Here is a 16,100-nt window from a genome sequence, read left to right on the forward strand (position 1 = left end):
TCGAGGTCCATGTCTTGACGTTACTCGTATGTGTGTTCGATAGCAAGGGTGTTCGAGTGTGGATGTGATTGATGCGCAACAATATTCGCGTTCCAGAACCTGTGTGGACGCTGCTCGCGTGAGGTCGAGAATCGGTCGCCACCTGCCCATTGGTGGGCTAGGCTTGGGTGATTGAGCGCATCACGCAGGCCGATCTCGTCGAGTCCGCACTGATGATGGCGGCAACCTTGAGTAGATCGAATCATTCGGGCGCCCTGGGAAAGTGGAGTTCTGGATTCGCTTCTCGTGGCAACGAAGACGACCGTAGACAGAGCCCCGTGAAGTGGTGGACTTCGGATCAGGCGCGAGATCGCGTAGTGATCAACGAGTCATGCTGAATGCTAGCTGATTTCGACGGCCTCCAGTGCCGTCCGGGCGGGTTCGGTGGCGGCGTGTTCCTTCGCGGCGATCACCGCCCGCAACTCGTCCATGGAGACATCGGAGACATAGCGGCGGGTGACCTGCCACTCGTCGTGCTGTTCGATCACCACCGCCGTTGCCAGACGCAGGAACGCGGCCGGGTTCGGGAAGATCTCCACGACATCGGCGCGGCGCTTGATCTCCTTGTTCAACCGCTCGATCGGATTGTTCGACCAGATCTTCTGCCAGTGCGCCCGCGGGAACGCCGTGAACGCCAGCACGTCGTGCTTCGCCGCCTCCATCATCGCCGCCACCTTCGGGAACGAGGCGGTGAGGGTGTCGACGACCTGGTCCCACTGCGCCGCGACCTCGACCGGGTCAGTGTGCGCGAAGATCGTCTTGACCGCCGCCATCACCGGCGGCACGTGCTTCGATGCGACCGCACCCTGCAGGTTGCGCATGAAGTGCACCCGGCACCGCTGCCACGATGCGCCCGCGAACTGTTGCGTGACAGCGGCTTTCAACCCTGCGTGGGCGTCGGAGACGACCAGGTGCACCCCCGACAGGCCACGGGCCTTGAGGCTGGCGACGAACTCGCGCCAGAACTCGAACGACTCGCTGTCGCCGACCGCGGTCCCGAGGACCTCGCGGGTGCCGTCGATCGACACCCCGGTCGCGACGACGAGGGCCTGGGAGACCACGTGCGCCCCGACCCGCACCTTGCAATAGGTCGCGTCCAGGTAGACGTAGGGGAAGGTGGTGTGCGTCAGCGTGCGTTCCCGGAACCGGGCCACCTCCGCGTCGAGGCCAGCGCAGATGCGGGAGACTTCCGACTTCGAGATCCCCGAGGTGACGCCGAGCGCGGCGACGAGGTCGTCGACGCTGCGGGTGGAGACGCCGTGCACATAGGCCTCCATGATCACCGCGTGCAGGGCCTTGTCGATCCGGCGGCGGCGTTCGAGCAGCGATGGGAAGAACGACCCTGCCCGGAGCTTGGGGATCTTCAGTTCGACGTCGCCGCTGGTTGTCGGCACCGTCTTCGACCGGTGGCCGTTGCGGTGGGTGGTCCGGCCCTCGGTGCGTTCGTAGCGGCCAGCACCGAGGGTCTCGGTGGCCTCGGCCTCGATCAGTTCCTGCAGGCCGGCGCGGATCAGTTCGGCGAACACGGACGCCACGTCGGCGCCCTTGAGGGCGTCGAGGCGGGCCAGCAGTGCAGAATGCTCATGGGTCATCGCGTGGTCCTTCGTGTCGAGTCACTTTGGTCGGTAACTCGTTCACCTCTACGCGATGGCCCGTCCTTGCTACGGGACCGACACGCGGCCGATCCTGCAGGTCAGGGTCTCACCCGATTCCCACCACCCCAGGGGACTCTCCCCGACCGTATCGCTGTCGGGGACTGGATCGAGCGGGTCTACAACCGGCGTCGTTGACACTCGGCGATCGAGATGATCGGTCCGGCCGAGTATGAGAAGTAGTTCACTAAGGCGGCAGGAGCCGTCTGACGCTGTGTCCGCTGGGCGGGGCCAACCCCAGGCATCAGCGGCGTGGCTTGGCGAGGTCAACTGCTTCCGGCCCGCGCTGACATGAGCAGGGGCTTCCGGATTGGAGAGTGGATTCGATTCGGTGGGGCGGCCGTCTGTTCCGCCGGGCTGTGTTGTTCGCGGCGCGAACCGTATGGCCGCCAGGCGTCTGAGCTTCCGCGGGGTCGCCAGGTCGCGTTCCGCTGGCAAAGGCTCCGGGTGGTCGATGTAATTGATGCACAACAATATTCGGAATTTAGCCGGACTGGTGAGCTTCGCGTAGCGGATTCGAACGCAATCGACGCGGCATCGGCAGTCGGATTTTGCGAATCCGCTCCCGCGGCTCGCGTTGGCTTCATACGATGCTGCGAAATGCTGGGCGGAATGCCGTATTTCCGGTTTTCCGGGCGACGAGCTGGCGCTCCGGGTGATCGGGTACAGCCGACGCCCAGGTCCGTCGTCGTAAGGATGGTCCGTTGACCCGAACTTTTTCGCAGCGACTCGTTCCCGCCATTGCCTCACTGGCCGCCGCGGGCCTCGTGATCAGTGGGTGCAGCAGCAGTGACGCCGAGACGGGTGGTTCCGCCGCCACCGGCGAGCCGATCCGGGTCGGACAGATCATCCCGATCGAGGCACCGGGCATCTCGGTGGCCAGCCAGGCCGCGGGACTCACGGCGGCGGTTGACGCGTTCAACGCGCGCGGCGGCGTCAACGGGCGCCCGCTCGAACTGATCCAGTGCGATTCCGTCGGCGACCCCAACAAGGAACTCGACTGCGTCGACAAGATGATCGCCGACGGCGTCGTCGCGACCCTCGCGGACTTCACCGCCGCCTCCCCGCAGGCGGTGTCGGAGAAGCTCGCGAGCGCGGGCATCCCCCGGATCGGCATGAACCCCATGAACATCGCCGACTTCACCGCGCCGAACGTGTACACCCCGTTCTCCGGCTCACTGCTGACCCTGTTCGGCACCGTGGACACCCTCGTCGCCAACGGGAAGACGAAGCTGACCCTGATGCGGCCGGACCTCCCGGTCACCGCGATGCTCAACCAGTTCATCGGCCCGTTCGTGCAGTCGAAGGGCGCCGAGATCGTCAACGAGGTCGCCGTCGGTGCAGGCGCCACCGACTACACCCAGTTCGTGGCCGCTGCCGAACGCAACGACGCGCAGGGCGTCATCATGGCGCTGACCGCGACCGAGTCGAACCAGATCGCGGAGGCGTTCAACCAGCTCGGATCGAAGCTCAGCTTCGCGCTCGCCGCGACCGGATTCACCCAGACCGATCTGCAGAACCTCGGCGACTTCGCCACCACCTCCGTCTACACCAGCCCGGTGCCTGCGCCGTCGTCGAGCACCGACGACTTCCCGGGGTTGGTCGACTTCCTGGACGACATGGAGGCATCCGGGGACGCCGACCTCGAACGGTCGGAGCTCAACGGAACCGAGATCTTCTCCTGGCTGTCGGTGCGGGCATTCGGCGAGGTCGCCGAGGGGCTCGACACGATCAGCGCGAACGCGGTGGCCCAGGGCTTCATGAACGCGAAGGACCTCGACATGGCCGGGCTCGTCCCGGCCTGGACCCCGAACGCGACCGAGCCGTTCGGCATCTTCCAGCGGGTGTCCAACTCGAAGATGTATCGGATGAGCTTCGACGGTGACGTCGTCGTCACCGACCCGAACCAGTACGACCTGCGTTCCCAGTAGCGCGGACCACCCGATCGGGGAGCGGTGATGACGGAGTTCGTGCAGTTCGCCATTCTCGGGCTCGGCGCCGGAGCGGCCTACGCCCTGCTCGCGCAGGGCGTGGTGCTGGTCTACCGCGGGTCCGGGGTGGTGAACTTCGCGCAGGGTGCGATCGCCATGGTCGCTGCCTACCTATGCGTGGAAACCCTGCAGCGTGACCAGGATTGGCCGATGTGGCTCGCGATCGCCACCGCGGTCGCGGTGGCGGGCGCGATCGGACTGATCTTCCAGCTGACGGTGCTGCGGTGGCTCGCGAACGCGGCCCCCATCGTGCGGCTCGCGGCCACCCTCGGCCTGCTGGTGATCCTGCAGTCGGCGGTTCAGCAGTTCTACGGATCGAAATCCATTCGGGTGCGGGCCTTTCTGCCGAACGACGCCTACCACTGGGGCGGAATCGTCGTGCAGCAGGACCGGCTGATCTTGCTGGGCATCGCGGTTGCCCTGACCGCCCTCCTGTGGGCGGCAACCCGGTTCACCCGGGTTGGGCTGGCGATCACCGCGGCCGCGGAGAACGAGCGAGCGGCCGCGGCGCTGGGCTGGTCGCCACAGCGACTGGCGGCGCTGACCTGGACCGTCGGCGGCGCACTCGCCGGCGTCGCCGGAATCCTCGTCGCCCCCCTGACCGGCCTGACGCCGACCGCGTTCGTCGTGATCGTCACCGTGTTCGCGCTCGCCGCCGCCCTGCTCGGCGGCTTCCGGTCGTTCCCGCTCACCCTCCTCGGGGGACTCGTCCTCGGTGTCGGTGAGAGCCTGGTCGTGCTCTACCAGGACCCGATCCGCGAATTCCTGCACATGCCAACCCTGACCGGGATCAACCGGGCGGTGCCGTTCCTTGTCATCCTGATCGTGCTGGTGGTGCGGGGCAAGGGCCTACCGTTGCGGAGTCACGTCTCGGAACGCCTCCCGCGCCTCGGCTCGGGCGCCGTCCGTTGGCCCGGGCTGGTCGTCGCCGTCGTGATCGCGGTGATCGCGGTCGCGTTCAGCGGCGACTGGTTGCGGTCGCTGACCCTGACCCTGGCCGCGGCGGTGTTCCTGCTGTCGATTGTCGTGGTCACCGGGTACGCGGGCCAGTTGTCGTTGGCGCAGTACACGGTCGGCGGGCTCGGCGCCCTGATCGCCGCCCGACTCGTTGGTCAGGCTGGGTGGTCGCTGATCCCGGCCGCGATCGTCGCGGTGGCCGCCGTCGTTGTGGTTGGCGTGTTGTTCGCCCTGCCGGCACTGCGCACCCGCGGCGTCAACCTCGCCGTCGTCACCCTCGGGCTCGGATTCACCGTTCAGGAAATGGTGTTCGGCAATCCCGCTCTCACCGGGGACAAGCTCGACAACTCCGTCCGGATCCCGAAGTTGACGCTGTTCGGCGTCGATGTCACCGCAACGACCCACCCCGAACGGTGGGCGCTGCTCTGCCTGGCGGTCCTCGTTGTCGTTGGCGTGATGGTCGCGAACCTGCGCCGCTCCCGGACCGGGCGCAGGCTGATCGCGGTCCGCACCAACGAGCGCGCGGCCGCGTCGCTCGGAATCAGCGTGTTCACGGTGAAGATCTATGCCTTCGCGCTGGCCGCGGGAATCGCGGCGGTCGCGGGAATCCTGCTGGGGCTGCGTAATTCGGCGGTGACCTATGTCGAGTTCAATGCGTTCGCGTCGATCAACGCGGTGGTCCAGACGGTGACCGGCGGCCTCGGATACGTGATCGGCGGCATCGTCGGCGCACTGCTCGGGCCCGGCGCGATCGTCAGTAGGGCACTGTCCGACGGATCCGGCAGCGGCGCGCTCGCGACGCTGATCGGGGGCGTCGTCCTGATCGTGATCCTGCTCGTCAACCAGAACGGCATCGCCGACATGCTGACCAGGGTGGGCCGCGCGATCCGTCGACGTCCCCCGATATCCGCGCTGCCCGCGCGGTCGAAAGGACCGCAGGCGCAGCAGCTCACCACGGAGGTTGACACGTCGACCGTCCCGGCGGCCCCGCTCACGGTCCGTGGGCTCGGCGTCCGGTTCGGTGGGGTCACCGCCGTCGACGACGTCAACCTGACGGTCCGACCGGGCGAGGTCGTCGGCTTGATCGGGCCCAACGGGGCTGGCAAGACCACGGTCATCGACGCGATCACCGGCTTCGTGGCACCGGCCGCGGGCAGCGTCGCACTCGGTGCCGACGACATCACCGGATGGTCGACGGCCCGCCGCGCCAGGTCCGGTCTGCGTCGCTCCTTCCAATCCCTCGAACTGTTCGAGGACATCACCGTTGGCGACAACATCCACGCAGGCGCCGACGACGCGACCCGCGCGGGCTGGCTGACCGACCTGATCTGGCCGCGACAGCGACCACTGTCGGCGACCGCGTCGACCGCGGTCCTCGACTTCGGGCTCGCCGACGACCTGTCCGCGATGCCGGGGGAGCTGCCGTACGGGCGGCGCCGACTCGTCGGGATCGCCCGGGCCGTCGCGTCGGGACCGTCGGTGGTCTTGCTCGATGAACCGGCCGCCGGGCTGGACGATGCCGAGAGTCGTGAACTTGCGCAGTGCATTCGGCGACTGGCCGATGAGCGCGGTGCCGGGGTGCTGCTCGTCGAGCACGACATGGGGCTGGTGATGTCGACGTGCGACCGGATCGTGGTGCTCGAGGCGGGCCGGGTGATCGCCGCGGGCGACCCCGACACGATCATGGCCGACGAACGGGTCCGCGCCGCGTATCTGGGCACCGACGACGAGACAACGGGGGCGCTGCAATGACCACCACCGCAACCGAACGGGCCACCGGGGAAACCGTTCTCGACTGCGCCGGGCTGGACGCCGGGTATGGCGGCGCGGTGGTCTGCCGGGACCTGGACCTTCGGGTGCGGGCCGGTGAGGTCGTCGCGCTGATCGGCGCCAACGGTGCCGGGAAGTCGACGACGATGCTGACCGTCGCGGGCGAACTGGCCCCGCTCGCCGGCACGGTCAGTGTCCTCGGGTCCGATGCCGGGACCTCCCTGGCGACCCGGGCCCGGCGCGGCCTGAGCTACGTCACCGAGGAACGGTCGGTGATCATGGGCCTCACCGCGGCCGAGAACCTGAAGCTCGCAGCCGTGCCCGCCGACGCGGCCTGCGCGATCTTCCCGGAGCTGCGGCCACTGCTCGGCAGGCAGGCCGGCCTGCTCTCCGGTGGCGAGCAACAGATGCTCACCCTGGCCAGGGCGCTCGCCCGAAACCCTCGACTGCTGCTCGCGGACGAACTGTCGCTCGGCCTTGCCCCGCAGATCGTCGCGCGCCTGCTCGCTGTGGTGCGGGCCGCCGCCGACGAACGCGGGGTCGGTGTCCTGCTGGTCGAACAGCACGTGCGTCAGGTGCTGCAGGTCGCGGACCGGGTGTACGTGATGCGACGGGGACGGGTGATCGTCGAGGGGACCGCCGCGGAAATTGCCGCCGATCTCGACACCGTTCGGCGGGCGTACCTGTCCGGGGTCGCCGACGACGAGACACCCACCTGAGCTGGCAACGGCCGATCAGGTGAACCCTTGTACGGTTGGTGCGTCGTATCGGCCTGCCAGGGCGGGCCGCGGATCGAAGAGGGGTGTCGTGGGAGTGGCTGCGAAGTCGTCCGTCGTCCGGGTGCCGAAGGCCGGTGAGCTGGTCGCGGCCAGCCTGCGCCGCCGGATCATCACGGGTGAACTGGAGGTCGGCGACCCGCTGCCCAACGAGGCCGCGCTCATGGAGCAGTTCGGCGTGTCCCGGCCGACCCTGCGGGAGGCGTTCCGCATCCTCGAATCCGAGTCAATCATCACGGTGCTGCGGGGCGCGCATGGCGGTGCCCGGGTCCTCGCGCCGGACTCGGCGGCGGCCGCCCGCTACACCGGGTTGCTGCTGCAGTATCGCGGGGTCCCCCTCGTCGACGTGTACCGGGCTCGGGCGGCGCTGGAGGTGGCCGCGGTCGGGACCCTTGCGGACGGCGCCCACGACGCCGAGCTCGACACCTTCGAGGCGCTGGTGGAGATCGGGGCTGACCTCCTCGACGACGCGGAAGCCTTCTCCCGGCACGACGTCGACGTGCACCAGGCCCTGATCGAGTTGGCGGGCAACCAGACGCTGGCGGTGCTCGCGGGCATGGTGGTGCACATCATCGACGCCCATCACGCGCTGTTCATCGCGTCCCACGGTGGGGCGAACGAGCGGCCCGCCGCCCGCGCCGCGCACCGTGCGTACCTTCGGGTGCTCGGCCTGATGCGGGACGGCGACACGGTCGCGGCGCAGACCTTCTGGCGCAAGCACCTCGACGCGATCGAGACCTACATGATCGGCGACTCCGAGACCACCCTCGTTGAGGTGCTTACCTAAAGCCTCACCGCGGCACCGGGATCACCAGCGGAGGCAGGCCCGGCACCTCGACCCGGATCTCGGCGGGCGGGGCCGGTGGCGGTGGCGGCTGTGGCACCACGACCGGCTCGGGTGCAGGCTCGGGCGGGGCAGGAGCGGGGGGAGGCGGCGGCGGCTCCGGCGCGGGGGGAGGCGCAGGCGCTGGCACTTCCGCGGCCGCGCGCCGCGGCGCCTGCTCGACCGGAGCGGCCTGAACCGGGGCGGGTGCCGGGGCCGGGGCTGCGGGCGGGATTGTCGGTGCCGGAGTCGGGCCAGGGGGACCGGATCCGACCGGGACCGTGGTCAGCGCGCCGGTGGCGATGTCCACCACCGACACCATGCCCATCGCATCGAGCGACGGCCGCACCACCAGGATCCGGTCGGGGTCGAACCCGGGCCAGGGTACGACGTTCGGGGTGGGGTTCACATCCGAGGTGGGGGTGCTCAGCGGTGTCCCGTTCGCGCACCGGACCCGCGGGATCCCGTGGTCGTCGATCAGGACAATCGTCCCCGCCTCGAGCACCGCGTCCCGCGCGGTGGTGCGTCCGTCGTCGAACCCGTGGCCGGTGACCCGCGTGTCCGCCCGAAGCAGCACCGGCGTCAGGGCGTCCACGTAGCCGCGCACGTCCGAGACGCCCTGCACCTCGGACCAGGCCGCCAGCTTCACCGCATCGCGTTCGAGGTCGTCGACGAGTCGTGCGCTGTCGCACAACGGGCGCTCCAGGCTCCCGCCGTAGAGCCCGCCGCGGTCGCCGGTCACCACCGGCGTGGTGTCGGCGGGTAGTTCGCTGCCCGGCGGGCCGGGTGGGACGATCGTCGGCGTCTGCGGTGGCAGCAGGACATCGGTCCACGGAAGCTCGCCGTCCTGGATGGTGGTGAGCAGGGCGACCGGCTCCGGGTCGGTGCCGCGCTGGGAACATCCGGTCGCGGCGACGGCGACGCACGCGACCGCGGCGAACCGGACCGGCCACCCCTGGTGGGAGCCGGTGGTTGCGACGGTGCGGTGGCGGGCCCGGTGAGCGGCCCGCCCGCCATTGTCGGGGGCCACCCGGCCAGCGTAGGCGCTCCGGTGGCGGGGTGCCCGTTGACCGCGCCGGGTCCGCGGGTCGGAGTCGTCGATCCGCTGGCCGGGGGCATGCGCGGTCCGGTCGACCTGCGCTACCGCGCGGAGCCCGCGCCCACCTCGACCCGGGCCGAAGCGGTGGGCTCGCGCTCCGGGGCCCGGCGCGGGATAAAGAACGCGACGAGCAGCGCGATGACGGCCGCGCCGCCGCCGATCAGGAAGGTCACCACGAACGCCTCCCGGGTCGGCACCTCGACCGGCCCGTGCTGCTGCGTCATCGAGGTGAGCACGACGGTCATCGCCGCGGCAGCGAACGACGTTCCGACCAGACGCATCAACGAGTTCAGTCCGTTGGCCGCGCCGGTCTCGCGGATCGGGACGGCACCCATGATCAGCGCGGGCATCGCCGCGTACGCGATGCCGATGCCCGCGCCGATGATGGTGGAAACGACCGCGAGCTGCCAGATCGAGTTCATCGCGACGGCACCGATCAGATACCCGGCGGCGATGACCGTGGTGCCGACCATCAACGTGACCCGGGGGCCGTGGCGTCGGGTCAGGCGTGCGGAGACCGGGGAGAGCATCATCATCACGATGCCTGCCGGTGCCATGCACAGGCTGGCGGCCACCATCGACCGGCCCAACCCGTATCCGGTCTCCGGCGGTGCCTGCAGGAGCTGCGGCACCGTCAACGAGGTGGCGTACATGGCGAATCCGGTGAGGACCGAGGCACCGTTGGTCAACAGCACGGTCGCGGACGCGGACACCCGAAGGTCGACGAGCGGGTCGGTGGTCCGCAGTTCGATCGTGCCCCACATCAGGAAGATCACGATCGACGCGCCGAGCAGCCCGAGCGTGAGCGGGCTCGTCCACCCCCACTGCGCCCCCTTCGTCAGGGCGAGCAGCAGGGCGACCAGGCCACCGGCAAGGCCGATCGCGCCGGGGTAGTCGAAACGTCCCGGCGTCCGGACGGCGGACTCGGGCACCAGCACCGCGACCGAGATCGCCACCAGCGCACCGAGGATCGCCGCCGCCCAGAACAGGGCGTGCCAGCTGTAGCTCTGCGCGGTCCAGGCCGCGACGGGCAACCCGATCGCGCCACCGACCCCCATCGTCGAGCTCATCACCGAGATGGCCGAGGCGACGCGCTCCCGCGACAATTCGTCGCGCAGGATGCTGATGCCGAGCGGGATGGCGCCGGTCGCGGCTCCCTGCAGTGCCCGTCCGATGATCACCGGGGTCACGGTGCTGCTCAGCGCGCACACCACCGACCCAACGACCAGAAAGGCCATGGAAATCAGGATCATTCGCCGCTTGCCGACCATGTCGCCGAGTCGCCCCGCGATCGGGGTGACGACGGCGGCGGCGAGCAGCGTCGAGGTGACCACCCAGGAGGCGGTCGCCGAGGAGGTGTTCAGCAGGTCGGGCAGCGCGTGAATCAGCGGAACGACGAGGGTCTGCATCAGCGACACGACGATGCCCGCGAACGCCAGCGTCGGAAGGATGAGGCCTGCCCGGGAATCGGGTCGGGCGGCAGGGGGATCGACGAGGATCACGGGTCTCTCTCTGTGCGTTCGTCGCGGCAGGAACGAACGCCCCCCGCGTTGCATGTGCACCGTACACACCGTCAACCGTCAGACCGCTGCGCTGGTCCGGTCCGGCCTTGCCGAGAAGATTCCGGACCCGGACGGGGGCGCGGCGCGTCGGCTGCGGCCGACCCCATCCGGCCTCGCCGCGTTGCGCCGCGACCGCACCAGGAACATCACCGGCATCGACGATCTCGTCGGCGGCTGGACCGATGCGGACCGCACCGACCTCGTCGCGCTGTTGCGGCGGCTGAACGAGGAGATCGAACGGCGTCAGGGCGTGCACTGGCCGCGGGCCTGACCGCGACCGGCCGGAGTCGGCTCGCCCCGTCGGCGGCCGATGCTCTTGTACCGTGGCGTCCGGCCGAGGCCTCGGCCCGTAGCGGACACCGAGTGGGGAGTGGAACACATGGGCATCAACGACGGACGCGTGGTGATCGTGACCGGTGCGGCGGGCGGAATCGGCCGCGAGCACGCACTCGAATTCGCGAGGCAGGGCGCGAAGGTCGTCGTCAACGATCTCGGCCCGGCGGAGGCCGTGGTCGAGGAGATCAGGGCGATGGGCGGTGAGGCCGTCGCCAACAAGGACGACATCTCCGACTTCGACGGTGCTGGCAGTCTGGTGCGGACCGCGATCGAGGAGTTCGGCACCCTGCACGTGCTCGTCAACAATGCGGGCATCCTGCGGGACAAGATGTTCGTCAATATGACCGTCGACCAGTGGGACGACGTCATGCGCGTGCACCTGCGCGGCACCTTCGCCCCGTCGCAGCACGCCGCCTCGTACTGGCGGCAGCAGAGCAAGGCGGGGACGCCGGTCGCGCACCCGCGGATCATCAATACCTCGTCGCCGTCGGGGCTGTACGGCAACCTGGGCCAGACCAACTACGGCGCCGCGAAGGCGGGCATCGCCGCGTTCACCGTGATCCTCGCCGACGAACTCGCCCGGCTCGGCGTCACGGTCAACGCGATCGCCCCCACCGCCCTGACCCAGATGACCGCGGGGCTCGACGGATTCGTCGCCGCGGCCGAGGCGGAGAAGGAGCGGACCGGTTTCGACGCGGCAGCGCCGGGGAACATCTCGCCGACCGTCGTGTGGCTCGGATCCCCGGAGGCGGACGGCGTCACCGGCCGGATCTTCAACGTGCACGGCGGGTCGATCAGCGTCGCCGAGACGTGGGTCGCGGGTCCCGGCGTCTCGAAGAACGAGCGCTGGGATCCGGCCGAGCTCGGCGAGATCATTCCGGCGCTCGTCGCGCAGGCACGCCCGAACTCGACCATGGCGGGCAACCCCCGCTCCTGACCGACCCGCCACCGTTGAACGGGGGTTCATGTGTCATTCGCTCGACGTGGGGGGCACGTGAACCCCCGTTCAACGTGTGTGCCCGAGTAGGTTCAGCGCAAACTGTGCGTACTCGGCGGCGATCTGTTCGGGTGTCACCGGTCCGTCCGCGCGGAACCACTGCGGCAGCGACGTGCACATCGTCGCGATGGCCCGGCCCGCGTCGCGTGGATGGGCGGTGGTCAGGCCGCCGTCCCGGACGGCCGCATCGATCTGCTCGTCGAGGAGATGCTGGATTTGGTTGCGGGACTCGGTGATTCGGATCCGGTCCGGGTCTTCGATGCTCCGCATCTCGCTGGCGCCGATGAACGCGAGGGACCGCCGGTGGGTGTGGAAAAGGGCGAGGGCCTCCACGATCAGGGCGACCCGCTCCGTCGCGGTACCGCCCTCGGCGCTGGCCGCGCGGACCCGCCAATGCAACTCGTCCATCGTCAGGTCGAGGGCGCGCACCAGCAGCGCCTGTTTGTCCCGGTAGTGGTGGTAGACGCCGGGGACGCTCATGCCGGCCCGCCGTGCGAGGGAGCGGACGGTCGCGCCGTGATAGCCGGTCTCGACGAATGCGTCGATGGCCGCCGCGAGCACGGGGTCGATCCGTAGCGGCGGAAAGACCCGCCACTGCTCGCCGGCCGGGGCCGTCGCCCGCTCGGCGCCCGGCGCTCGACGCGGGGCCGGGCCGACGTCGGTGGCGGCACCGCGCGGAGCATCCGCCCCGGGGTGCTCGCCGACCAGCCTGGCCACCGACGTCCCGAGGGCGTCGGCGATCGCGCGGATCCGGTCGACGCTGACCCCCGTCCGACCGTTCTCGATGGCGCTGATCGTGGCGGCGCTGACACCGAGCCGGCGCGCCAGCTCGCGGACCGACAGGCCGCGCTCGAGGCGGGCGGCCCGGATCAGCTCGGCCGGCGTGATCGGTGTCTCGCCCACCGGCAACCTCCTCGTTCTCGTTCGATCATCGGAGATATTCAGAATTACTGAACACTACTGATGCTATCAGGGAATCTGAACGGGCCAGCGCGGCGCGACCACCAGGAACATGGCAGGGCTTGACCGAATCTGGGCCGTTGTGACACCTTGATCGGCAAGCCGAGCGATCGCTCGGATTCCGGACCGATCGAGGAGGGTTGCTCGTGGCGATCGATCTGACCCACGCGCCCGACGTGCAGGCGCTCGTTGAGCGCACCCGTGCGTTCACCCGCGACCACATCCTGCCCATCGAGGACAAGCACGGCGGCGACATCACGGCCGCGGGTGGCGACGCGATCCGGGCGACGATGCAGCAGGCGGCGAGGGACGCGGGCGTGTTCGCGCCGCACGCGCCGATCGAGTTCGGTGGCCACGGCCTGAGCATGTCGGACCGGGCGCCGGTGTTCGAGGAAGCCGGCTACTCCCTGTTCGGGCCGACCGCCCTGAACATCGCCGCCCCCGACGAGGGCAACGTGCACATGCTCGCGCACATCGCCGACCCGGAGCAGCGGGAGCAGTACCTCGCCCCACTCGCCCGCGGCGACGTCCGGTCCGCATTCGCGATGACCGAGCCTGCGCCCGGCGCTGGCTCGGATCCATCGGCACTGACCACCCGGGCCGACAGGTCCGACGGCGGCTGGCGAATCAACGGCCACAAGTGGTTCATCACCGGAGCCGACGGTGCCAGCTTCTTCATCATCTTCGCCCGCACCGCCGGTGAGCCCGGTGACCGTGGCGGTGCCACGATGTTCCTTGCCCCCGCCGACACGGCGGGGATCCGGGTCGGGCGACACATCGACACGCTGGACACGTCGATGCTCGGCGGGCACTGCGAGGTTGCCTTCGAGGACGTCTTCGTCCCGGATTCCGCGGTCCTCGGCGAGGTGGACCGCGGCTTCGAGTACGCGCAGGTCCGACTCGGCCCGGCGCGGATGACGCACGTAATGCGGTGGCTCGGCGCCGCCCGCCGCGGCCACGACGTCGCGGTCGATTACGTCGCGCGGCGGGAGGGGTTCGGCGCCAGGATCGGTGATCTCGGGATGGTGCAGCAGATGGTGGCGGACAACGAGATCGACATCGCCGCGACGCGGGCACTGCTCACCCGCGCCTGCTGGGAACTCGACCAGGGTGACAGGGCGGCGAACGCGACCGCCATCGCCAAGACCTATGCGTCCGAGGCGATCTTCCGGATCGTCGACCGCAGCATTCAGATGTGCGGTGGCATGGGGGTGTCCGCGGACCTGCCGCTCGCACGGCTGTCCCGTGAGGTGCGCCCCTTCCGGGTGTACGACGGTCCGTCCGAGGTGCACCGCTGGGCGCTGGCCAAGCGGGTCGTCGGCGCAGCGAAGCGTGCCGGATTGGAGTCGCGATGAGTCTTCCTGGCATGAATGTCACCGCACTGCAGCGGTTTCTGGTTGACAGCGGTGTCGACGTCGTCGGGGACCTGACGGTCGACCTGGTCAGTGGGGGGCGTTCGAACCTCACCTTCAGGGCGTCCGACGGTCGCAGCACCTGGATCGTGCGGCGCCCACCGACCAGCGGGTTGACCCCGTCCGCGCACGACATGGCGCGGGAGTTCCGGGTGACCCGGGCACTGCAGGACTCCGCGGTTCCGGTGGCCCGCACCGTGGCGTTCGACGAGTCGGGCGCCGCCCTCGGTGCGCAGATGACGGTGGTCGAGTTCGTCGACGGGCGCGTCATCCGAGACCAGGACGATCTCGATACGCTGTCCGACACCGAGGTTCGCGGCTCGACGCACGCCCTGGTTCGGGTGCTCGCCGATCTGCACGCGGTGGACCACCGGTCCGTCGGACTCGGCGAGTTCGGTCGCCCGGACGGGTTCGTCGCGCGCCAGGTCGCACTGTGGGCCGGGCAGTGGGAGCGGGTCAAGACCCGCGAACTTCCCGACGTCGCGGTACTGCACGCCAAGCTCGCCGAGGCGATCCCGGCCAGCTCCGCAGCGTCGATCGTGCACGGCGACTTCCGGATCGACAACACCATCCTCGACACCGACGACGCGACGAGCATCCGTGCGGTCGTGGACTGGGAGATGTCCACCCTCGGTGATCCGCTGACCGACGCCGCGCTGATGTGCGTCTACCGGGCACCGGTTTTCGACCTGGTGCTCGGCTCCCGCGCGGCCTGGACCAGTCCGCGGCTGCCCAGCGCCGACGATCTCGCGCAGATCTACGCGACCGCCTCGGGACGCGACCTCGGCGACTGGAACTTCTATCTGGCGCTCGCGAATTTCAAGCTCGGCGTCATCGGCGAGGGCATCACACACCGGGCCAGGCAGGGGTCGGACGCGGGGGGCGGCGCGATGCGCGCTGCCGAGGCGACCGGTGAGTTCATGGCCGCCGGGCTGCGCGCCCTCGCCGGGGTGTCGGCGTGAGCGCCCCGACCGCGCTTGTCACCGGTGCATCCCGAGGGATCGGCCTCGGGATCGCGACTCGACTTGCCTCCCAGGGCTATTCGCTGTCGATCAGTGCCCGCGACGAGCAACGCCTTGACGAGGTGGCGGCGGGCCTGCGGGCGGCGGGGGCGCCGCGGGTGCTCGCGGTGGCGGGCGACATGGCGGACCCGATGGCGATCGAGCGGCTCACCGCTCGGCATGCCGAGGAGCTGGGGCCGATGAAGGCGTTGATCGTCAACGCTGGTGTCGGAACGGCGGGCACCGTCGCGGACTTCCCGATGCGACGCTTCGACAAGACCCTGGACGTCAACCTGCGGGCGCCGTTCCTGCTCCTGCAGCAGTGCCTGCCGCTGCTGCGGGCGGGTGCGACCGCCGACCCGGGGCGGGGTGCGAAGGTGATCGCGCTGTCGTCGATCACCGGGGTCTACGCCGAATCGGGCCTCGCCGTCTACGGCGCGACGAAGGCCGCGCTGATCTCGCTGGTGGCAACGCTGAATGCGGAGGAGTCCGGCAACGGGGTCAGCGCGACGGCGATCTCGCCCGCGTACGTCGACACCGACATGAGCGCGTGGATCCGTGACCGGATTCCGGCCGAGGAGATGATCGAGGTCGACGACATCGTGGAGCTGGTCGACTCCCTGCTGCGGTTGTCGGCGCGTGCGGTGGTGCCGAACCTGGTGGTCACGCGCGCCGGGACGGACGGGCTCCGGGCCTGAACCGGGCACGTGCACGACGGCTGTTCG

General features: G+C 69.7%; 13 protein-coding genes. 9 read left to right on the forward strand and 4 right to left on the reverse strand.

The genetic code is table 11. From position 1 onward, the window contains the following. Nucleotides 1-380: 380 nt before the first annotated feature. Nucleotides 381-1,631: an IS256 family transposase gene (locus tag ACWF62_RS18340; RefSeq protein ID WP_452630886.1), complete on the reverse strand. Its 1,251-nt coding sequence runs from the start codon at nt 1,629-1,631 to the stop codon at nt 381-383. 764 nt (nt 1,632-2,395) lie between these two features. Here ACWF62_RS18340 and ACWF62_RS18345 point away from each other — a divergent pair. The 4 genes from ACWF62_RS18345 (at nt 2,396) to ACWF62_RS18360 (ending at nt 7,972) form a co-directional block, all read left to right on the forward strand. Beyond that, nucleotides 2,396-3,622 (forward strand): ABC transporter substrate-binding protein, encoded by a 1,227-nt coding sequence (locus ACWF62_RS18345; RefSeq protein ID WP_378508093.1) that lies wholly within the window; start codon nt 2,396-2,398, stop codon nt 3,620-3,622. 27 nt (nt 3,623-3,649) lie between these two features. Beyond that, on the forward strand, nt 3,650-6,391 hold the full coding sequence (locus tag ACWF62_RS18350) for an ABC transporter permease subunit (RefSeq protein ID WP_452630887.1): 2,742 nt from the start codon (nt 3,650-3,652) through the stop codon (nt 6,389-6,391). Then, nucleotides 6,388-7,128: an ABC transporter ATP-binding protein gene (locus ACWF62_RS18355; protein ID WP_452630889.1), complete on the forward strand. Its 741-nt coding sequence runs from the start codon at nt 6,388-6,390 to the stop codon at nt 7,126-7,128. The genes ACWF62_RS18350 and ACWF62_RS18355 overlap by 4 nt, the downstream gene beginning before the upstream one ends. An 88-nt stretch (nt 7,129-7,216) precedes the next feature. Then, nucleotides 7,217-7,972 carry a FadR/GntR family transcriptional regulator gene (locus ACWF62_RS18360; RefSeq protein WP_378508090.1) on the forward strand — a complete coding sequence of 252 codons (756 nt, stop codon included), beginning with the start codon at nt 7,217-7,219 and terminating at the stop codon, nt 7,970-7,972. Nucleotides 7,973-7,976: 4 nt separating this feature from the next. Here ACWF62_RS18360 and ACWF62_RS18365 read toward each other — a convergent pair whose 3' ends face one another. Together ACWF62_RS18365 and ACWF62_RS18370 are read right to left on the reverse strand one after the other, a co-directional pair. Next, complete coding sequence (locus ACWF62_RS18365; RefSeq protein ID WP_452630891.1) at nt 7,977-9,038, reverse strand: DUF6777 domain-containing protein; 1,062 nt, start codon at nt 9,036-9,038, stop codon at nt 7,977-7,979. Nucleotides 9,039-9,148: 110 nt separating this feature from the next. Beyond that, a complete protein-coding gene (locus ACWF62_RS18370; RefSeq protein ID WP_452630893.1) occupies nt 9,149-10,609 on the reverse strand; it encodes an MFS transporter in 1,461 nt (486 codons plus the stop codon). 52 nt (nt 10,610-10,661) lie between these two features. On the opposite strand from ACWF62_RS18370, the gene ACWF62_RS18375 reads away from it, so the two are divergent. Beyond that, the gene (locus ACWF62_RS18375) at nt 10,662-10,940 is read left to right on the forward strand and encodes a hypothetical protein (RefSeq protein WP_452630896.1); all 279 of its coding nucleotides are present in this window, start codon (nt 10,662-10,664) and stop codon (nt 10,938-10,940) included. Nucleotides 10,941-11,048: 108 nt separating this feature from the next. Next, entirely contained in the window at nt 11,049-11,942 is an 894-nt protein-coding gene (locus ACWF62_RS18380; protein WP_378571217.1) for an SDR family oxidoreductase, read from the forward strand. 69 nt (nt 11,943-12,011) lie between these two features. On the opposite strand, the gene ACWF62_RS18385 is transcribed toward ACWF62_RS18380, so the two are convergent. Beyond that, nucleotides 12,012-12,905, reverse strand: a complete 894-nt coding sequence (locus ACWF62_RS18385; protein WP_452630898.1) for a helix-turn-helix domain-containing protein — start codon at nt 12,903-12,905, stop codon at nt 12,012-12,014. Nucleotides 12,906-13,108: 203 nt separating this feature from the next. Here ACWF62_RS18385 and ACWF62_RS18390 point away from each other — a divergent pair, with 203 nt between their 5' ends. The 3 genes from ACWF62_RS18390 to ACWF62_RS18400 are packed head-to-tail and all read left to right on the forward strand — an operon-like array spanning nt 13,109 to nt 16,073. Further along, nucleotides 13,109-14,317, forward strand: a complete 1,209-nt coding sequence (locus tag ACWF62_RS18390; protein WP_452630900.1) for an acyl-CoA dehydrogenase family protein — start codon at nt 13,109-13,111, stop codon at nt 14,315-14,317. An 11-nt stretch (nt 14,318-14,328) separates the two neighbouring features. Beyond that, nucleotides 14,329-15,336 (forward strand): phosphotransferase family protein, encoded by a 1,008-nt coding sequence (locus ACWF62_RS18395; RefSeq protein ID WP_452630902.1) that lies wholly within the window; start codon nt 14,329-14,331, stop codon nt 15,334-15,336. Then, nucleotides 15,333-16,073 carry an SDR family NAD(P)-dependent oxidoreductase gene (locus ACWF62_RS18400; RefSeq protein WP_452630904.1) on the forward strand — a complete coding sequence of 247 codons (741 nt, stop codon included), beginning with the start codon at nt 15,333-15,335 and terminating at the stop codon, nt 16,071-16,073. The genes ACWF62_RS18395 and ACWF62_RS18400 overlap by 4 nt, the downstream gene beginning before the upstream one ends. The last annotated feature ends 27 nt before the right edge of the window (nt 16,074-16,100 follow it).

This window comes from Rhodococcus sp. NPDC054953, from assembly GCF_053609225.1.

Bases quoted from the DNA above. Each gene is read 5' to 3' on its own strand.
- ACWF62_RS18375 (WP_452630896.1), top strand. From the start codon at position 10,662: ATGTGCACCGTACACACCGTCAACCGTCAGACCGCTGCGCTGGTCCGG.
- ACWF62_RS18350 (WP_452630887.1), top strand. From the start codon at position 3,650: ATGACGGAGTTCGTGCAGTTCGCCATTCTCGGGCTCGGCGCCGGAGCG.
- ACWF62_RS18395 (WP_452630902.1), top strand. From the start codon at position 14,329: ATGAATGTCACCGCACTGCAGCGGTTTCTGGTTGACAGCGGTGTCGAC.
- ACWF62_RS18380 (WP_378571217.1), top strand. From the start codon at position 11,049: ATGGGCATCAACGACGGACGCGTGGTGATCGTGACCGGTGCGGCGGGC.
- ACWF62_RS18355 (WP_452630889.1), top strand. From the start codon at position 6,388: ATGACCACCACCGCAACCGAACGGGCCACCGGGGAAACCGTTCTCGAC.
- ACWF62_RS18340 (WP_452630886.1), bottom strand. From the start codon at position 1,631: ATGACCCATGAGCATTCTGCACTGCTGGCCCGCCTCGACGCCCTCAAG.